The following is a 15,343-nucleotide window of genomic DNA, read 5'->3' as shown; positions in this document are numbered from 1 at the left end:
CATGAGCTTCGTCAGCGTACAGAAACTGCAAAAGAGCTACGCCGGCAGCCCGGTGTTCGAAAACATCGACTGCCAGATCGAACGCGGCGAGTTCGTCACCCTGCTCGGCCCCTCCGGCTGCGGCAAGTCCACCCTGCTGCGCTGCATCGCCGGGCTGACCCCGGTGGATAGCGGGCGGATCCTGCTCGACGGCCAGGACATCGTGCCGTTGAGCCCGCAGAAGCGCGGCATCGGCATGGTGTTCCAGAGCTACGCGCTGTTTCCCAACATGACCGTGGAACAGAACATCGCCTTTGGCTTGCGCATGCAGAAGGTCAAGGCCGACGAAAGCCAGGCACGGGTACGCGAGGTACTCGACCTGGTCGAGCTCGGCAGCTTCGCCACGCGCTACCCGCACCAGCTGTCCGGCGGCCAGTGCCAGCGCGTGGCCCTGGCCCGCTCGCTGGTCACCCGCCCGCGCCTGCTGCTGCTCGACGAGCCACTGTCGGCGCTGGACGCGCGTATCCGCAAGCACTTGCGCGAACAGATCCGCGCCATCCAGCGCGAGCTGGGGCTTACCACCATCTTCGTCACCCACGACCAGGAAGAAGCCCTGACCATGTCGGACCGCATCGTCCTGATGAACCAGGGACGCATCGTCCAGAGCGGCGATGCCGAAACCCTCTACACCGCGCCCGTGGACCTGTTCGCCGCCGGCTTTATCGGCAACTACAACCTGCTCGACGCCGACAGCGCCAGCCGCCTGCTGCAACGCCCGGTGGCCGCGCGCCTGGCGATCCGCCCAGAGTCGATCACCCTGAGCCTGAACGGCGAGCTGGATGGCGAGATCCGCAGCCACAGCCTGCTGGGCAACGTGATCCGCTACCGCGTCCAGGTGCGCGGCGTAGAACTGGTGGTGGACGTACTCAATCGTTGCGCCAGCGATCTGCACGCGGACGGACAACGGGTATCCTTGTCGATCGACCCCACGGCGCTACGGGAAGTGGCCTAAGGAGATTCAACGCATGGCACTGGCAATTTTCGATCTGGACGAAACCCTCATCCACGGCGACTGCGCGTCGTTGTGGAGCGAGCAGATGGCCCGGCTGGGCTGGGTCGATGGCAAGAGTTTCCTCAAGCGCGACCATGAACTGATGGAAGCCTACGGCAAAGGCCACCTGCAGATGGAGGACTACATGGCCTTCAGCCTGGAGCCGATCGCCGGGCGCACCCTGGAAGAAGTGGAGCACCTGGTCGAGCCCTGGGTAGAGGATGTGATCGAGCCGATCATCTACGGCGACGCCTGCCGCTGCATCGCCGAGCACCGCCAGCGTGGCGACCGGATTCTGATCATTTCGGCCAGCGGCACCCACCTCGTCGGCCCGATCGCGGCGCGCCTGGGGGTGGACGAATACCTCGCCATCGAGCTGGAAGCGGTCAACGGCGTATTCACCGGCAAGACCCACGGCGTGCTCACCTACCGCGAGGGCAAGATCGTCCGCCTGCTGGAGTGGCTCGACCAGGAACAGGAAAACCTCGAAGGCGCGAGCTTCTATTCCGACTCGCGCAACGACCTGCCGCTGCTGCTGAAGGTGGATCACCCCTACGTGGTGAACCCGGACCCGGTGCTGCGCGAGCACGCGCAAACCAACGGCTGGCCCATTCTGAGCTGGTCTTGAGTATGATCGGGGGCACCTGAACAGAACAACAAGGATTGCCCCATGCGTGCCCTCGCCGCCCTCAGCCGCTTCGTCGGCAACACCTTCGCCCTGTGGGTGCTGGTGTTCGCCTGCCTGGCCTTCCTTCAGCCGCAGTGGTTCATCGCCCTCAAGGTCGCCATCGTGCCGCTGCTGGGCCTGGTGATGTTCGGCATGGGCCTGACCCTCAAGCTCGACGACTTCGCCGCCGTTGCCCGCCAGCCATGGCGGGTGGCGTTGGGGGTAGTGGCGCATTTCGTGATCATGCCCGGGGTGGCCTGGCTGCTGTGCCAGCTGTTCCAGCTGCCGCCGGAAATCGCCGTGGGCGTGATCCTGGTAGGCTGCTGCCCGAGCGGCACGGCGTCGAACGTCATGGTGTGGCTGTCCAGGGGCGACCTGGCACTGGCAGTGGCGATCGCCGCGGTGACCACCCTGCTCGCCCCGCTGCTTACCCCGGCGCTGATCTGGTTCCTCGCCTCGGCGTGGCTGCCGGTCTCGTTCATGGACATGTTCTGGTCGATCCTGCAGTTGGTGATGCTGCCGATCGTGCTCGGCGTGCTCGCCCAGCGCCTGCTCGGCGCCCGCGTGCAGCTGGCGGTGCAGGTGCTGCCGCTGGTGTCGGTGGTAAGCATCGTGATGATCGTCTGCGCGGTGGTGGCGGTCAGCCAGGCGAAGATCGCCGAATCGGGGCTGCTGATCATGGCGGTGGTAGTGCTGCACAACAGCTTCGGCTTCCTGCTGGGCTACCTGACCGGCAAGCTGTGCAAGCTGCCGCTGGCCCAGCGCAAGGCGCTGGCGCTGGAGGTGGGCATGCAGAATTCCGGGTTGGGCGCGGCCCTGGCGTCGGCGCACTTTTCGCCCCTGGCCGCGGTGCCCAGTGCGCTGTTCAGCGTGTGGCACAACATCTCCGGGGCTTTGCTGTCGACGTGGTTCAGGCGAATGGAGGAGCCTGAGCCAGAGGTAGAGAACATCGTATCTGCCAGAAATTGATGTTGCCTGCCCCGGACTCATCGCCGGCAAGCCGGCTCCCACACCGACCGCATGAAGCCAGCCATGCGCTAACCCTGTGGGAGCCGGCTTGCCGGCGATGAGGCAACCACCGATCCTTGAAACTTGCTCCAGCCTCGGCAAATGGGCACTATAGTGCGCACTGTGAGGACGGCCTCACGACGCTGTGCGTGAACATACCGGGGACGGCCCCATCTTTGATAACGATGGAGAATCACCATGTCCTGGATCATCCTGTTCTTCGCCGGCCTGTTCGAAGTTGGCTGGGCTGTCGGCCTCAAGTACACCGACGGCTTCACCCGCCCCCTGCCCACCGTTCTGACGGTCGGCGCCATGGTCATCAGCCTCGGCCTGCTGGGCCTTGCCATGAAGGAGCTGCCGCTGGGCACCGCCTATGCCATCTGGACCGGCGTCGGCGCGGTCGGCACGGTGATCGCCGGGATCATCCTGTTCGGTGAATCCATGGCGCTGATCCGCCTGGCCAGTGTCGCCCTGATCATCACCGGCCTGGTCGGCCTGAAGGTCAGCGCCAGCTGACCTCCCTCCTTTTCCCTTAGCGCATGTCGCCGCGCAGCAGGCTCACCTGCTCGCGCAGCACTTCAGGCTGCGCCGCCTCCACCGGGATGGCGGCGCCGGCCACCAGGGTCACCCGTGACCACAGGCGCTTGAAGAAGCCCTTGTTCGGGTCACGGCTGAAGAAGCTACCCCACAACCCCTGCAACGCCAACGGGATCACCGGCACTGGCGTCTCCTGCAGGATGCGGTTCACTCCACCCTTGAACACATCGATCTCACCGTCCGAACTCAGCTTGCCTTCGGGGAAGATGCACACCAGCTCGCCGTCGGCCAGGTACTGGGCGATACGGGCAAAGGCACGCTCGTAGGTGGCCTCGTCCTCGCCACGCCCGGCGATGGGGATGGCACCGGCGGTGCGGAACACGAAGTTGAGCACCGGCAGGTTGTAGATCTTGTAGTACATGACAAACCGGATCGGCCGGCGGATGGCGCCGCCGATCAGCAGTGCATCGACGAACGACACGTGGTTGCACACCAGCAGCGCCGCGCCTTCGTCGGGAATGCGCTGCAGCTCGCGGTGCTCGACCCGGTACATCGAGTGGCTGAGCAGCCAGATCAGGAAGCGCATGGTGAATTCGGGCACGATGCGGAAGATGTAGGCATTGACCGCGATGTTGAGCAGCGACACCACCAGGAATAGCTGCGGGATGCTCAGCTTGGCCAGGCTCAGCAGGACGATGGTGATGATCGCCGACACCACCATGAACAGTGCGTTGAGGATGTTGTTGGCGGCAATCACCCGGGCCCGCTCGCCTTCCGGGGTGCGCGCCTGGATCAGCGCATACAGCGGCACGATGTAGAAGCCGCCGAAGATGCCCAGGCCGACGATCGACAGCATGATCCACCAGGCTTGGCTCATGCCCAGCAAGGTCAGCCAGTCATGGGGCGCGGCACCGACCGGGACATCCCCCGAATGCCACCACCAGAGCAGGCCGAACAGGGTCAGGCCGAACGAGCCAAACGGCACCAGGCCGATTTCCACCTTGCGCCCGCTGAGGCGCTCGCACAGCAGCGAACCGACGGCGATGCCTACCGAAAACAGGGTCAGCACCAGGGTGACCACGGTCTCGTCGCCGTGCAGCCAGTCCTTGGCGTAGGCCGGGATCTGCGTGAGATAGATCGCGCCGACGAACCAGAACCACGAGTTGCCGACGATCGAGCGCGATACCGCCGGGGTCTGGCCCAGGCCCAGGCGCAGAGTCAGCCATGACTGCTTGAAGATGTTCCAGTCCAGCTTCATCTGCGGCGCGGCGGCGGCCGCCCGCGGGATCCAGCGGCTGGCCAGGTAGCCCAGCACCGCGGTGCCCACCACGCCCGCAGCGGCCAACGTTGCGTACTGGCTGGAAGACATCAGCACGCCGGCACCGATGGTACCCGCCAGGATCGCCAGGAAGGTGCCCATCTCCACCAGGCCGTTGCCACCCACCAGTTCCTCTTCGCGCAGGGCCTGGGGCAGGATCGAGTACTTCACCGGACCGAACAGCGCCGAGTGGGTGCCCATGGCGAACAGCGCCACCAGCATCAGCTCGAGGTGGTGCGTGACGAAACCAGTCGCGCCAATGGCCATGATGACGATCTCGGCCAGCTTGATCGCGCGGATCAGGCGGTCCTTGGCAAACTTCTCGCCGAACTGCCCGGCCAGTGCCGAGAACAGGAAGAACGGAAGGATGAACAGCAAGGCGCAGAGGTTGACCCAGATCGAGCGGTCGCCCTCCAGGCTCAGCTTGTAGAGGATCGCCAGGATCAATGACTGCTTGAACAGGTTGTCGTTGAAGGCACCCAGCGACTGGGTGATGAAGAACGGCAGGAAGCGCCGCTTGCCGAGCAGGGTGAATTGCGAGGGGTGACTCATCGTCCGTGTACCTGGTTGGGCTTTGTCATTGGAGGCACGTTCAGCGCATAAAGCCACAAATCTGCACGGGAATGGACGATGAAGGCAAGCCCGTTGCTCCTTCCATAGGTTTCGGCTGCGCCACGCCTGTGGCAGAAGCAGCGGCTGTCAGTTCAGCGCCTGTCGCTCGACACGATGGAACGGCAACCGCGAAGCTGGCAGACTGCCGCCCCTCACCAACGCGCAAAGGTGCGCCACTTGGGGTCGAACTGGACAGGGATGAAGGCCAGCCATTGATTCAATTGAATACCCACAACGCCCGGCTCAAACGCACAGTGCGGGCGGCCAGCCATACCGCACGCACGGCGACGACCAAGCAGGAACTGCTGGCCGCCGTGGACGCCATGGCCGACTTTTACGGCAACATGCAGTTCGACAACCGGGTGCCCTGGCTGATGGCCCTGCTCTGTGGACCACTGGCCATTGCCAGCATCGCAGGCTACTTGCAGGCGTACGAGCCGCTGCTGGCGCCGCTGGCCAAGCTGCTGGGCCAGAGCGTGCCGCAGCTTGCGTCCAACCTCACGCTCGGCCTGCTCGGTGGCGCTGCGTTCAGCCTGATCGTCCTTTATCAGCGCAGGAAGCTCATCCCCAAGCTTGCCTACGACCTGGCCGAGCGCTCCAGCCTGATCACCGCCGGCCTGCAGGAAATCCCGGTGACCGACAGCCAGTTGCTCAAGGGCCTGCAAATCGAGTTTCGCGACTATGTGCGCGGCAACCACAAGCGTTTCCTGCGCCGCGCCGTGCAGGGCCACTATCAGGGTCGGCTGCACAGCTTCAACTACCGCTGGTACCACCTGCATTACGTGGACAAACAGACCCACCAGGAAACCGAGTCCGATGGCAAGGGCGGCACGACCTCGAAAACCGTGACCTCCTACCAGGAATACGATCGCTACAGCCTGGTGATCGACTTCCCTTGGGTGCAGGGAATCGCCCTGGGTGGCGGCAGCGGCGGCCGCTCATCCATGGTCGACATGGAGCACCACTTCAAGACCGCCTCAAGCGACTTCGACCGCGCCTTCAGCCTCACTGGCAGCTCGGCCATGGCCTGCGCCCGCTTCGCCAAGCCGGTGACGGTGCTGCACCTGATCGACCTGCATCGCCAGCTTGATACGCCCAACCTGGAGTTCTCGCAGCACGGGCAACTGTGCCTGAGCAGCAACGACAACCCGCTCGCTTTCAAGCTGACTTGCGAGCTGACCCGCGCGAGCGATTTCCGCTTGCTGATCGACCACGGCGTGCACCTGCCACAGCTCAGCGCTCTGCTCGACGCCGTGCACATCCTGGCCGAGCAGCACGACGACAATTTCACCGTGCCTACCCCGGCACAGCTACAGACGGAACACTGACATGGACCTTTTCGCCCTTATCCTGCTCGCCGTGCTGATCGGCGTACCGCTGATCGTCATCAGCCTGCACAACGGCATCGTCGGCAACCATAACCGGGTCAAACGCGCCTGGGCCGATGTGCTGACCTATGAGCGGCAGAAGACCAAGGTGCTCGATGCGCTGCAAGAGCAGGCCGGCCTGTACCGCGACCATGAACAAGGCGTGCTGGCCGGAATCACCCGCCTGCGCAGCGCCATTGCCGAGCTGCCTGTCGAGGCGGACGGCAAGACCCTGGCCAAGGCCGAGGACGCAACCCGTTCGCTGCTCGGCGGGCTGCGCGTGGCCTTCGAGGCCTACCCCGATCTCAAGGCCTCGGAACTGATGAACAACCTCATGCGCGAAATCGCCGAGCAGCAACAGAACGTCGGCGCGGCCATCGTGATTTTCAACGGCGAAGTGGAACGCTTCAACAACGGCATCCAGATGTTCCCAGGCTCTCTGGTCAACGGCGTGATGAACAAGCATGCAGCCGTCACCCCGTTCACCGATATCCAAGCCGCCAGCGCCTTCGACTACACACCCAACCTGTAAGGCCGATCAGCGCTGGGCAATGCACGGTGACACGAACAGCTCGCCGCGCCACGCCCCGCGCAGGGTCCGGCTGGCCACCAGCAGCCAGAGCAGCGCCAGCGCCACCACCAGCACCTGGCCGAACACCGTGAAGAAGCCCAGGCCCAGCCAGGCGGCCAGTTTCAACGTGGCCAGGCAGTACACGCCCAAGGGGAAGGTGAACCCCCACCAACCCAGGTTGAACGGCATGCCCTGGCGCATGTAGCGCAGGGTGATCAGCACCGCCGTCAGCAACCACCACAACCCGGCGCCCCACAGCACGATACCGGCCACCAGCCCCAGCCCACGGGCCACCTCGCCGAGGCCGCCCAGGCCATTGGCGGCGAACACCGCCGGCGCATCGCCACCGAGCACCAGCATGCCCAGCGCACCGGTACCGATCGGGCCCAGCGCCAGCCAGCTGGAGGCGGCCATGTTGGCCGGCGGCAGTTTGTGCAAGGCCATGCGCAGCATGAGGATGGTGAGGATGCTGAACGCCACCGGCAGCGAAACCGCCCACATCACATAGCTGGTGATGACCACCAGGAACTGTGCGTGAACGTCCGCCAGGTGCGGCGCCAGCAACCCGCCACTGGCGGCGGCAACCTCCGCCGCCACCACTGGCAGCAGCCACACCGCAGTCATCTGGTCGATGCTGTGCTCCTGGCGGGTAAACATCAGGTAGGGAATTGCCACGCCGCATAGCAGCGCCAGGCCCACGTCCAGCCACCAAAGCATTTCAACCCACGGCACCACGGCCTCACCCCAGCGCGCCAAGCCGAACACCAGGGCGCCGTTGAGGAGGGTGGCCAGGCCCATGGGGATGGTGCCGAAGAACATCGACACGGTGGAATGCGCGAAAATCCGCCGCGCCTCATTGAAGAACATTATCCAGCGGGCGCCATACAGGACGCAGAACAGGGTAAACAGGCCGATGGTCAGCCACCACAGTCCCTCGGCCACGCTGTCCAATCCCGGCACCTGGACCTGATGAAAGGCCAGGGCCAGCACGCCGGTGCCCATGGTCGCGGCGAACCAGTTGGGGGTGAACTGGCGAATCACTTCGCGGGGATGGGCCAACTGGCTGAACGGGCGCCAGGAAGGCGTACGGGTCTGGGTGCATGGCATAAGGTGTCTCCTGCCCTTGTGTAAGGTAGAGATATCTTATGCCTGCATAGAATATCCATATAACGGGTAATTTCTCTATCTGTTATCGATTTTAAAGATATAGCAGCCAGTCCGGCACCTGGCATATGCTTGACCGCTGACAATGACAAGGATCAGTCGATGCTCCGCGCCCTGAAAGGCTATCCCACCGCGGTTCGCCTGCTGTTGTTCACCACCTTCACCTTGACCATGGCGCGGGCGATCACACTGCCCTATCTGGTGGTGTACCTGTCAACACACCTGGGCCTGTCGGTCGGCCAGACCGGCCTGCTGGTCGGCGGCGCGATGCTCCTGGCATCCCTGCTCAGCCTCTACGGCGGACACCTGGTCGACACCCTGCGCAGCCATACGCTGATCGTCGCCTGCACCCTGGTGTTCGCCCTGGCCTTCGTCGGCATCGTGGCCAGTACCTCGGCTGCGCCGTTCTTCTGTTTCCTGGTGGTGGCCTACCTGGCCCAGACGGTGGTCGACATTGCCGCCAAGGCCGGGTTCTGCGCCCTGCTGCCAGAGAACCGACGCGGCGAAGTATTCGCCATCAAGTACACGTTCAACAACATCGCCTGGGCCGCAGGGCCGATGCTCGGGGTGATGCTGATAGAGGCGGACGACCACCTGCCGTTCGTGGTGTCGGCCTTGATCGGCCTCGGCCTGAGCCTGGCTTACTACCGCCTGGGCGAACGCAGCTTGCTGGGCCTGCGCGAGGCCGGGCAGGCGGCGAGCTTCGCCCAGGTCGGCCTGGGCATGCTGCGCGACCGGCGGCTGGTCTGCTTCACCCTAGGCGGCGTGCTCAGTGCTGTGGTGTTCGGCCAGTTCACCGCCTACCTGTCGCAGTACTTGGTGGTGACTCAGCACGATCCCGCCGAGGTGGCGCGCCTGGCCAGCTACCTGGTCACCACCAACGCCCTCGCAGTGATCGGCCTGCAGTACCTGATTGGCCGACGCATCACCCGTCAGCGCCTGATGCCTTGGCTGATGGCTGGCATGGCCATGTTCGTTGCCGGGTTGCTGGGATTCTCCGTGGCCGCTTCGGCGCTGGTCTGGTGTCTGGCCATGCTGGTGTTCACCCTGGGCGAGATCATCGTGATTCCGGCCGAATTCATGTTCATCGACCTGATCGCGCCGGAGCACCTGCGCGGGGTTTACTATGGCGCGCAGAACCTCTCCAACCTGGGCGCGGGGCTCGGCCCGATACTGGTGGGCCTGGCGCTGGGGCATGTGGTGCCGGTGACGGTGTTCTATCTGTTGATCGGGTCGGTGATGCTGGCGGCGGTGTTCTACTGGCTGGGGACACACATGGCCCGACAGGCTTAGTTGGCAATACCCGCCCGTCACGGGGCCTGCGACGTCCTGCCACTGCGACCATCGTCGGCGCTGACGAACCGCGCCCTGCGTGCCAGACTGATTGATCGGGACCGCGTTTTCTTTTTTGCTCCGGAGTTTGCATGTCGTTGTCCAGCGGGCTGATCGCCGTGGTTGCCCTGGCCTATATGGCCATCATGTTCGCCATCGCCTTCTACGGCGACCGCCGCAGCACGCCGTTGCCGCCGCGCCTGCGCGCCTGGGTGTACAGCCTGTCGCTGGCGGTGTACTGCACCAGCTGGACCTTCTTCGGCGCGGTCGGCCAGGCCGCCGAGCAGCTCTGGGCGTTCCTGCCCATCTACCTGGGCCCGGTGCTGCTGCTCATCTTCGCGCCCTGGGTGCTGCAGAAGATGGTGCTGATCAGCAAACAGCAGAACATCACCTCGATCGCCGACTTCATCGCCGCCCGCTACGGCAAGTCGCAGTCCCTCGCAGTGGTAGTGGCACTGATTTGCCTGGTCGGCGTGCTGCCGTACATCGCCCTGCAGCTCAAGGGCATCGTGCTGGGGGTGAACCTGCTGATCGGCGCCAATGCCGACGCCACCGGCAGCCGGGTGCAGGACACCGCGCTGGTGGTGTCGCTGGTGCTGGCGCTGTTCGCCATCGTCTTTGGCACCCGCAGCCTGGACGTCACCGAGCACCACCGCGGCATGGTCCTGGCGATCGCCTTCGAATCACTGGTCAAGCTGCTGGCCTTTCTCGCCGTGGGCGCCTTCGTGGTGTTCAACCTGTACGACGGCTTCGACGACCTGTTCACCCAGGCCCGGCAGTCCGTGCACCTGAACGACTACTGGGAAGAAACCATCAACTGGCCGTCGATGGTGGTGCAGACCGCCGTGGCGATGATGGCGATCATCTGCCTGCCCCGGCAGTTCCACGTCACCGTGGTGGAGAACATCGAGCCCCAGGACATGCGCCTGGCGCGCTGGGTGTTCCCGCTGTACCTGGCCCTGGCCGCGCTGTTCGTGGTGCCCATCGCCCTGGCTGGGCAGATGCTGCTGCCGGGCACGGTGATCTCCGACTCCTTCGTGATCAGCCTGCCGCTGGCCGAGGCCCACCCGAGCCTGGCCCTGCTGGCGTTCATCGGCGGCGCCTCGGCGGCCACCGGCATGGTCATCGTCGAGGCCGTGGCGCTGTCGACCATGGTCTCCAACGACATGCTGTTGCCCTGGCTGCTGCGCCGCAACAACGCCGAGCGGCCGTTCGAGGTGTTCCGCCACTGGATGCTCTCGGTGCGCCGGGTGACCATCGTGGTGATCCTGCTGCTGGCCTATGTCAGCTACCGCCTGCTCGGCTCCACTGCCAGCCTGGCGACCATCGGCCAGATCGCCTTCGCCGCGGTCACCCAGCTGACCCCGGCCATGCTCGGCGCGCTGTACTGGAAGCAGGCCAACCGCCGCGGCGTGTTCGCGGGCCTGGCCGCCGGCATCTTCCTGTGGTTCTACACCTTGGTGTTGCCGATCGCCGCCCACAGCCTGGGCTGGTCGCTGCAACTGTTCCCGGGCCTGGCCTGGCTGCACGGCAACCCGCTCAACTTGCCAATCACCCCGCTGACCCAGGGCGTGGTGCTGTCGCTGGCGGGCAACTTCACCCTGTTCGCCTGGGTCTCGATCTTGTCGCGCACGCGGGTTTCCGAGCACTGGCAGGCCGGGCGCTTCATCGGCCAGCAGACCAGCGCCCGCCCCTCCAGCAAACCTTTGCTGGCGGTACAGATCGACGACCTGCTCAAGCTCGCCGCACGTTTTGTCGGCGAGGAACGTGCCCGGCAGAGCTTCATCCGCTTCGCCTACCGCCAGGGCAAGGGCTTCAACCCCAACCAGAACGCCGATGGCGACTGGATCGAACACACCGAACGGCTGCTGGCCGGTGTGCTCGGCACCTCTTCGACCCGGGCGGTGGTCAAGGCCGCCATCGAAGGCCGCGACATGCAGCTCGAGGACGTGGTGCGCATCGCCGACGAAGCCAGCGAAGTGCTGCAGTTCAACCGTGCGCTGCTGCAGGGGGCCATCGAGAACATCAACCAGGGCATCAGCGTGGTCGACCAGAACCTGCACCTGGTGGCCTGGAACCGCCGCTACCTCGAACTGTTCAACTACCCCGACGGGCTGATCAGCGTCGGCCGGCCGATCGCCGACATCATCCGCTACAACGCCGAACGCGGCCTGTGCGGCCCGGGCGAGGCCCAGGTGCATGTGGCGCGGCGCCTGCACTGGATGCGCCAGGGCCGCGCCCACTCTTCCGAACGGCTGTTCCCCAATGGCCGGGTGATCGAACTGATCGGCAACCCGATGCCCGGGGGCGGCTTCGTCATGAGTTTCACCGACATCACCCCGTTCCGCGAAGCCGAGCAGGCCCTGCGCGACTCCAACGAGGGGCTGGAGCAACGGGTCGCCGAGCGTACCCACGAACTGTCGCAGCTGAACCAGGCGTTGACCGAGGCCAAGAGCCGCGCCGAGGCGGTCAGCCAGTCCAAGACTCGCTTCCTTGCCGCCGTCAGCCACGACCTGATGCAACCGCTCAACGCCGCCCGGCTGTTCTCCGCCGCCCTGTCGCAACAAGCCGAGGGCATGAACGACGAAGCCCGGCAACTGGTGCGGCACATGGACAGTTCGCTGCGCTCGGCCGAAGAGCTGATCAGCGACCTGCTCGACATCTCGCGCCTGGAGAACGGCAAGGTCACCCCCGACATCAAACCCTTTGCCCTCAACGAACTGTTCGATACCCTCGGTACCGAGTTCAAGGTACTGGCCGCCGAAAAAGGCCTGGAGTTCCGCCTGCGCGGCAGCCGCCTGCGGGTCGACAGCGACATGAAGCTGCTGCGCCGGGTGCTGCAGAACTTCCTCACCAACGCCCTGCGCTACGGCAAAGGCCCGATCCTGCTCGGCGCCCGACGCAAAGGTGAAAGCCTGTGGCTGGAAGTATGGGACCGCGGCCCTGGCATCGCCGACGACAAGCTGGCGGTGATCTTCCAGGAGTTCAAACGCCTGGACAGCCACCAGACCCGCGCCGAAAAAGGCCTGGGCCTGGGCCTGGCGATCGCCGACGGCCTGTGCCGGGTACTCGCGCACCCACTGGAGGTGCGTTCCTGGCCGGGCAAGGGCAGCGTGTTCCGCGTCAACGTGCCCATCGCCCGAAGCCCCGCGCCCGCGACGCCCGCCCCCGTGGAACAGGCCGGCCAGCCGCTGGCCGGTCTGCAGGTGCTGTGCGTGGACAACGAGGACAGCATCCTCATCGGCATGAACAGCCTGCTCAGCCGCTGGGGCTGCCAGGTGTGGACCGCGCGCAACCAGGCCGAATGCGAGGCGTTGCTGGCCAAAGGCCTGCGCCCGCACCTGGCGTTGGTGGACTACCACCTGGATGACGGCGAGACCGGCACCGGGCTGATGGGCTGGCTACGGGCGCGTCTGGGCGAGCCGGTGCCCGGCGTGGTGATCAGCGCCGACGGGCGCAACGAGACCATCGCCCTGGTCCATGCCGCGGGCCTGGACTACCTGGCCAAGCCGGTCAAGCCGGCAGCCCTGCGCGCCCTGCTCAATCGGCATCTGAGCCTGGTTCAGTAAGGACCTCGTCGCTCAGGGCGCGCTCGACCAGCTCGGCCGGCAGGCTCTTGCTGGCCCGTGCGCCGAGCAGCTTGAGCTGCTCGCTGCGGCTGACCAGGTTGCCGCGCCCCTCGCACAGCTTGTTGCGTGCCGCGGCATAGGCCTTGTCGACCTGGGCCAGGCGGGCGCCGAGCTCGTCCAGGTCCTGGATGAACAGCACGAACTTGTCGTACAGCCAGCCGGCGCGCTCGGCGATCTCGCGGGCGTTCTGCCCCTGGCGTTCCTGTTTCCACAGGCTGTCGATCACCCGCAGGGTGGCCAGCAAGGTGGTCGGGCTGACGATCACGATCTGCCGGTCGAAAGCCTCCTGGAACAGGTTGGGCTCAGCCTGCAGCGCCGCCGAGAAGGCCGCCTCGATGGGCACGAACAACAGCACGAAGTCGAGGCTGTGCAGGCCCTCCAGGCGGTTGTAGTCCTTGCTCGACAAACCCTTGACGTGATTGCGCAGCGACTGCACATGCTGCTTGAGCGCGGCCTCGTCGTTGTTGCCGACGAACTGCTGATAGGCGGTGAGGCTGACCTTGGCATCGACCACCACCTGCTTGTCGCCCGGCAGCATGATCAGCACGTCAGGCTGGAACCGCTCGCCATCGGCGCTCTTGAGGCTGACCTGGGTCTGGTACTCGCGCCCCTTCTCCAGGCCGGCGTGCTCCAGCACCCGCTCCAGGATCAGTTCGCCCCAGTTGCCCTGGGTCTTCTGGCCCTTGAGTGCCTGGGTGAGGTTGGTGGCTTCGTCGGACAGGCGCAGGTTGAGCTGTTGCAGGCGCTCGAGCTCCTTGCCCAGCGAGAACCGCTCACGGGCTTCCTGCTGGTAGCTTTCCTCGACACGCTTCTCGAAGGCCTGGATACGCTCCTTGAGCGGGTCAAGCAATTGGCCCAGGTGCTGCTGGCTGGTCTGGGCGAAGCGTTGTTCGCGCTCGTCGAAGATCTTGGTGGCCAGGTCGGCGAACTGGGCGCGCAGGGTGTCACGGGCTTCCTGCAGGTCTTCCAGGCGTTGCTGGTGGCTTTCCTGCTGCTCGCGCAACTCGGCCTCCAGCCGGGCGGCCTGCGCCTCCAGGCGGCGCAGCTCGGCCTCACGGTTGGCGCGCTCGAGGTGCCAGGCGTGGGCGGCATCGCGGCTGTTGTCACGGTCGATCTGCAGCAACTCCAGCTCACGCCCCTGGGCGGCGAGCTGGGTCTGCTTGACGGTGTTGGCCTCGCTGAGGTCGCTGACCTCGTCACGGCTGGCCTCCAGCTGCGCCTGCAGGCCGGCCTGGGCCAACTGCGCGGCGGCAAGGCGCTCTGCAAGCAGAGCTTGCTCGGCCTTGCGCGCCCCCTGGTTGCGCTGTACCTGCATGACCCAGCCCAGGCAAGGCACGGCACCTGCCACCAAGCCCAGCAGAATGCTGGTCAGATCCACTGTCATGCCTACCCCGATCGAACACTGATTGATGCTGCGCAGCTTATCAGGCTGCTGGCGCGGTTGCCTGTGCAGCCCTGTCGCGGGCAAGCCCGCGCCTGCTCAAGCGGGGAACCACTGACGCAACAGCCGCCGTGCCTCCTGCGAACCCTGCCCCGCCGCCAGCTCCAACCAGTAACGGGCCAGTTCAGGCTCCTGGGCCTGGCACAATCGGCCAAATTCCAGCTGTGCCCGACGGTCGCCGGCACGCGCCGCCTGACGCAACAGTTCATGACCGATACGCCGGTCGCGGGCATTGCCGCAGTCCCGGCAGAGCATCTGCCCCAGGCGGCTTTGCGCCACCACCACGCCCTGGCGCGCCGGTTGCTTGAGCATGCGCCCGGCCAGGTGCTTGACACTGGGCTTGTCGCCCAGGTGCGGGCTGTCGAGTAGCCACAGGGCCACTTTCAGGGAAAAGCGCTTGGGGGACGGCAGCGATGCAGAGGCATCAGGACTGGCGAAGTGTTTACCGCGAAGCTTCATGACCAACAGCAAGGGTGACTCGAGAGGCGCGCCACTCTACTCGATTTTTTGCAAGCTGGCCCGGGCGACCTTCGGCTGATCGACATTTTTTTTCGATGATTTTTTCTTGACGTTTTCGCGGTGAAAATGCCCATGCCAGACCGCGCCACCCATTGTCGGACAATCGACAAAACAGCTGGCACGCCCGTCCTAGAGCAAGCGCCCGGGA

General features: G+C 65.3%; 12 protein-coding genes. 8 read left to right on the top strand and 4 right to left on the bottom strand.

The window, feature by feature from the left end:
* Position 1: 1 nt before the first annotated feature.
* The 4 genes from LOY42_RS06860 (at position 2) to sugE (ending at position 3,221) form a co-directional block, all read left to right on the top strand.
* Positions 2-991 (top strand): ABC transporter ATP-binding protein, encoded by a 990-nt coding sequence (locus LOY42_RS06860; protein WP_139673499.1) that lies wholly within the window; start codon positions 2-4, stop codon positions 989-991.
* A 13-nt stretch (positions 992-1,004) separates the two neighbouring features.
* Complete coding sequence (locus tag LOY42_RS06855) at positions 1,005-1,658, top strand: HAD family phosphatase (protein ID WP_139673503.1); 654 nt, start codon at positions 1,005-1,007, stop codon at positions 1,656-1,658.
* 42 nt (positions 1,659-1,700) lie between these two features.
* A complete protein-coding gene (locus tag LOY42_RS06850; RefSeq protein ID WP_102683655.1) occupies positions 1,701-2,666 on the top strand; it encodes a bile acid:sodium symporter family protein in 966 nt (321 codons plus the stop codon).
* A 237-nt stretch (positions 2,667-2,903) separates the two neighbouring features.
* Positions 2,904-3,221, top strand: a complete 318-nt coding sequence (gene sugE, locus LOY42_RS06845) for a quaternary ammonium compound efflux SMR transporter SugE (RefSeq protein ID WP_023631604.1) — start codon at positions 2,904-2,906, stop codon at positions 3,219-3,221.
* A gap of 16 nt (positions 3,222-3,237) precedes the next feature.
* Here sugE and LOY42_RS06840 read toward each other — a convergent pair whose 3' ends face one another.
* Positions 3,238-5,112 (bottom strand): MFS transporter, encoded by a 1,875-nt coding sequence (locus LOY42_RS06840; protein WP_102683654.1) that lies wholly within the window; start codon positions 5,110-5,112, stop codon positions 3,238-3,240.
* Between the two features lie 272 nt (positions 5,113-5,384).
* On the opposite strand from LOY42_RS06840, the gene LOY42_RS06835 reads away from it, so the two are divergent.
* The gene (locus LOY42_RS06835; protein WP_258600094.1) at positions 5,385-6,500 is read left to right on the top strand and encodes a hypothetical protein; all 1,116 of its coding nucleotides are present in this window, start codon (positions 5,385-5,387) and stop codon (positions 6,498-6,500) included.
* A gap of 1 nt (position 6,501) precedes the next feature.
* On the top strand, positions 6,502-7,071 hold the full coding sequence (locus tag LOY42_RS06830) for a LemA family protein (protein WP_139673513.1): 570 nt from the start codon (positions 6,502-6,504) through the stop codon (positions 7,069-7,071).
* A gap of 6 nt (positions 7,072-7,077) precedes the next feature.
* Here LOY42_RS06830 and LOY42_RS06825 read toward each other — a convergent pair whose 3' ends face one another.
* Positions 7,078-8,217 carry a TDT family transporter gene (locus tag LOY42_RS06825; RefSeq protein WP_102683651.1) on the bottom strand — a complete coding sequence of 380 codons (1,140 nt, stop codon included), beginning with the start codon at positions 8,215-8,217 and terminating at the stop codon, positions 7,078-7,080.
* A 159-nt stretch (positions 8,218-8,376) separates the two neighbouring features.
* Between LOY42_RS06825 and LOY42_RS06820 the strand changes: the two genes are divergently transcribed.
* Both LOY42_RS06820 and LOY42_RS06815 read left to right on the top strand, forming a co-directional pair.
* Positions 8,377-9,567 carry an MFS transporter gene (locus tag LOY42_RS06820; RefSeq protein WP_258600092.1) on the top strand — a complete coding sequence of 397 codons (1,191 nt, stop codon included), beginning with the start codon at positions 8,377-8,379 and terminating at the stop codon, positions 9,565-9,567.
* A gap of 131 nt (positions 9,568-9,698) precedes the next feature.
* Positions 9,699-13,175: a PAS domain-containing hybrid sensor histidine kinase/response regulator gene (locus LOY42_RS06815; RefSeq protein ID WP_139673519.1), complete on the top strand. Its 3,477-nt coding sequence runs from the start codon at positions 9,699-9,701 to the stop codon at positions 13,173-13,175.
* Here LOY42_RS06815 and rmuC read toward each other — a convergent pair.
* Together rmuC and LOY42_RS06805 are read right to left on the bottom strand one after the other, a co-directional pair.
* Positions 13,147-14,505 (bottom strand): DNA recombination protein RmuC, encoded by a 1,359-nt coding sequence (gene rmuC, locus LOY42_RS06810; protein WP_173862442.1) that lies wholly within the window; start codon positions 14,503-14,505, stop codon positions 13,147-13,149. The genes LOY42_RS06815 and rmuC overlap by 29 nt on opposite strands.
* 210 nt (positions 14,506-14,715) lie before the next feature.
* Positions 14,716-15,135, bottom strand: a complete 420-nt coding sequence (locus LOY42_RS06805; protein ID WP_102683666.1) for a tetratricopeptide repeat protein — start codon at positions 15,133-15,135, stop codon at positions 14,716-14,718.
* Between the last annotated feature and the right edge of the window lie 208 nt (positions 15,136-15,343).

Origin of the sequence: Pseudomonas sp. B21-023 (genome assembly GCF_024749165.1) — a bacterium.
Classification (GTDB): Bacteria; Pseudomonadota; Gammaproteobacteria; order Pseudomonadales; family Pseudomonadaceae; genus Aquipseudomonas.
This window is presented reverse-complemented; position numbering and strand designations above follow the sequence as displayed.

Excerpts from the sequence above, each read along its gene's own strand:
- LOY42_RS06860 (WP_139673499.1), top strand. The coding sequence starts at position 2 with ATGAGCTTCGTCAGCGTACAGAAACTGCAAAAGAGCTACGCCGGCAGC.
- LOY42_RS06855 (WP_139673503.1), top strand. The coding sequence starts at position 1,005 with ATGGCACTGGCAATTTTCGATCTGGACGAAACCCTCATCCACGGCGAC.
- LOY42_RS06850 (WP_102683655.1), top strand. The coding sequence starts at position 1,701 with ATGCGTGCCCTCGCCGCCCTCAGCCGCTTCGTCGGCAACACCTTCGCC.
- sugE (WP_023631604.1), top strand. The coding sequence starts at position 2,904 with ATGTCCTGGATCATCCTGTTCTTCGCCGGCCTGTTCGAAGTTGGCTGG.
- LOY42_RS06840 (WP_102683654.1), bottom strand. The coding sequence starts at position 5,112 with ATGAGTCACCCCTCGCAATTCACCCTGCTCGGCAAGCGGCGCTTCCTG.
- LOY42_RS06830 (WP_139673513.1), top strand. The coding sequence starts at position 6,502 with ATGGACCTTTTCGCCCTTATCCTGCTCGCCGTGCTGATCGGCGTACCG.
- LOY42_RS06825 (WP_102683651.1), bottom strand. The coding sequence starts at position 8,217 with ATGCCATGCACCCAGACCCGTACGCCTTCCTGGCGCCCGTTCAGCCAG.
- LOY42_RS06820 (WP_258600092.1), top strand. The coding sequence starts at position 8,377 with ATGCTCCGCGCCCTGAAAGGCTATCCCACCGCGGTTCGCCTGCTGTTG.
- LOY42_RS06815 (WP_139673519.1), top strand. The coding sequence starts at position 9,699 with ATGTCGTTGTCCAGCGGGCTGATCGCCGTGGTTGCCCTGGCCTATATG.
- LOY42_RS06805 (WP_102683666.1), bottom strand. The coding sequence starts at position 15,135 with ATGAAGCTTCGCGGTAAACACTTCGCCAGTCCTGATGCCTCTGCATCG.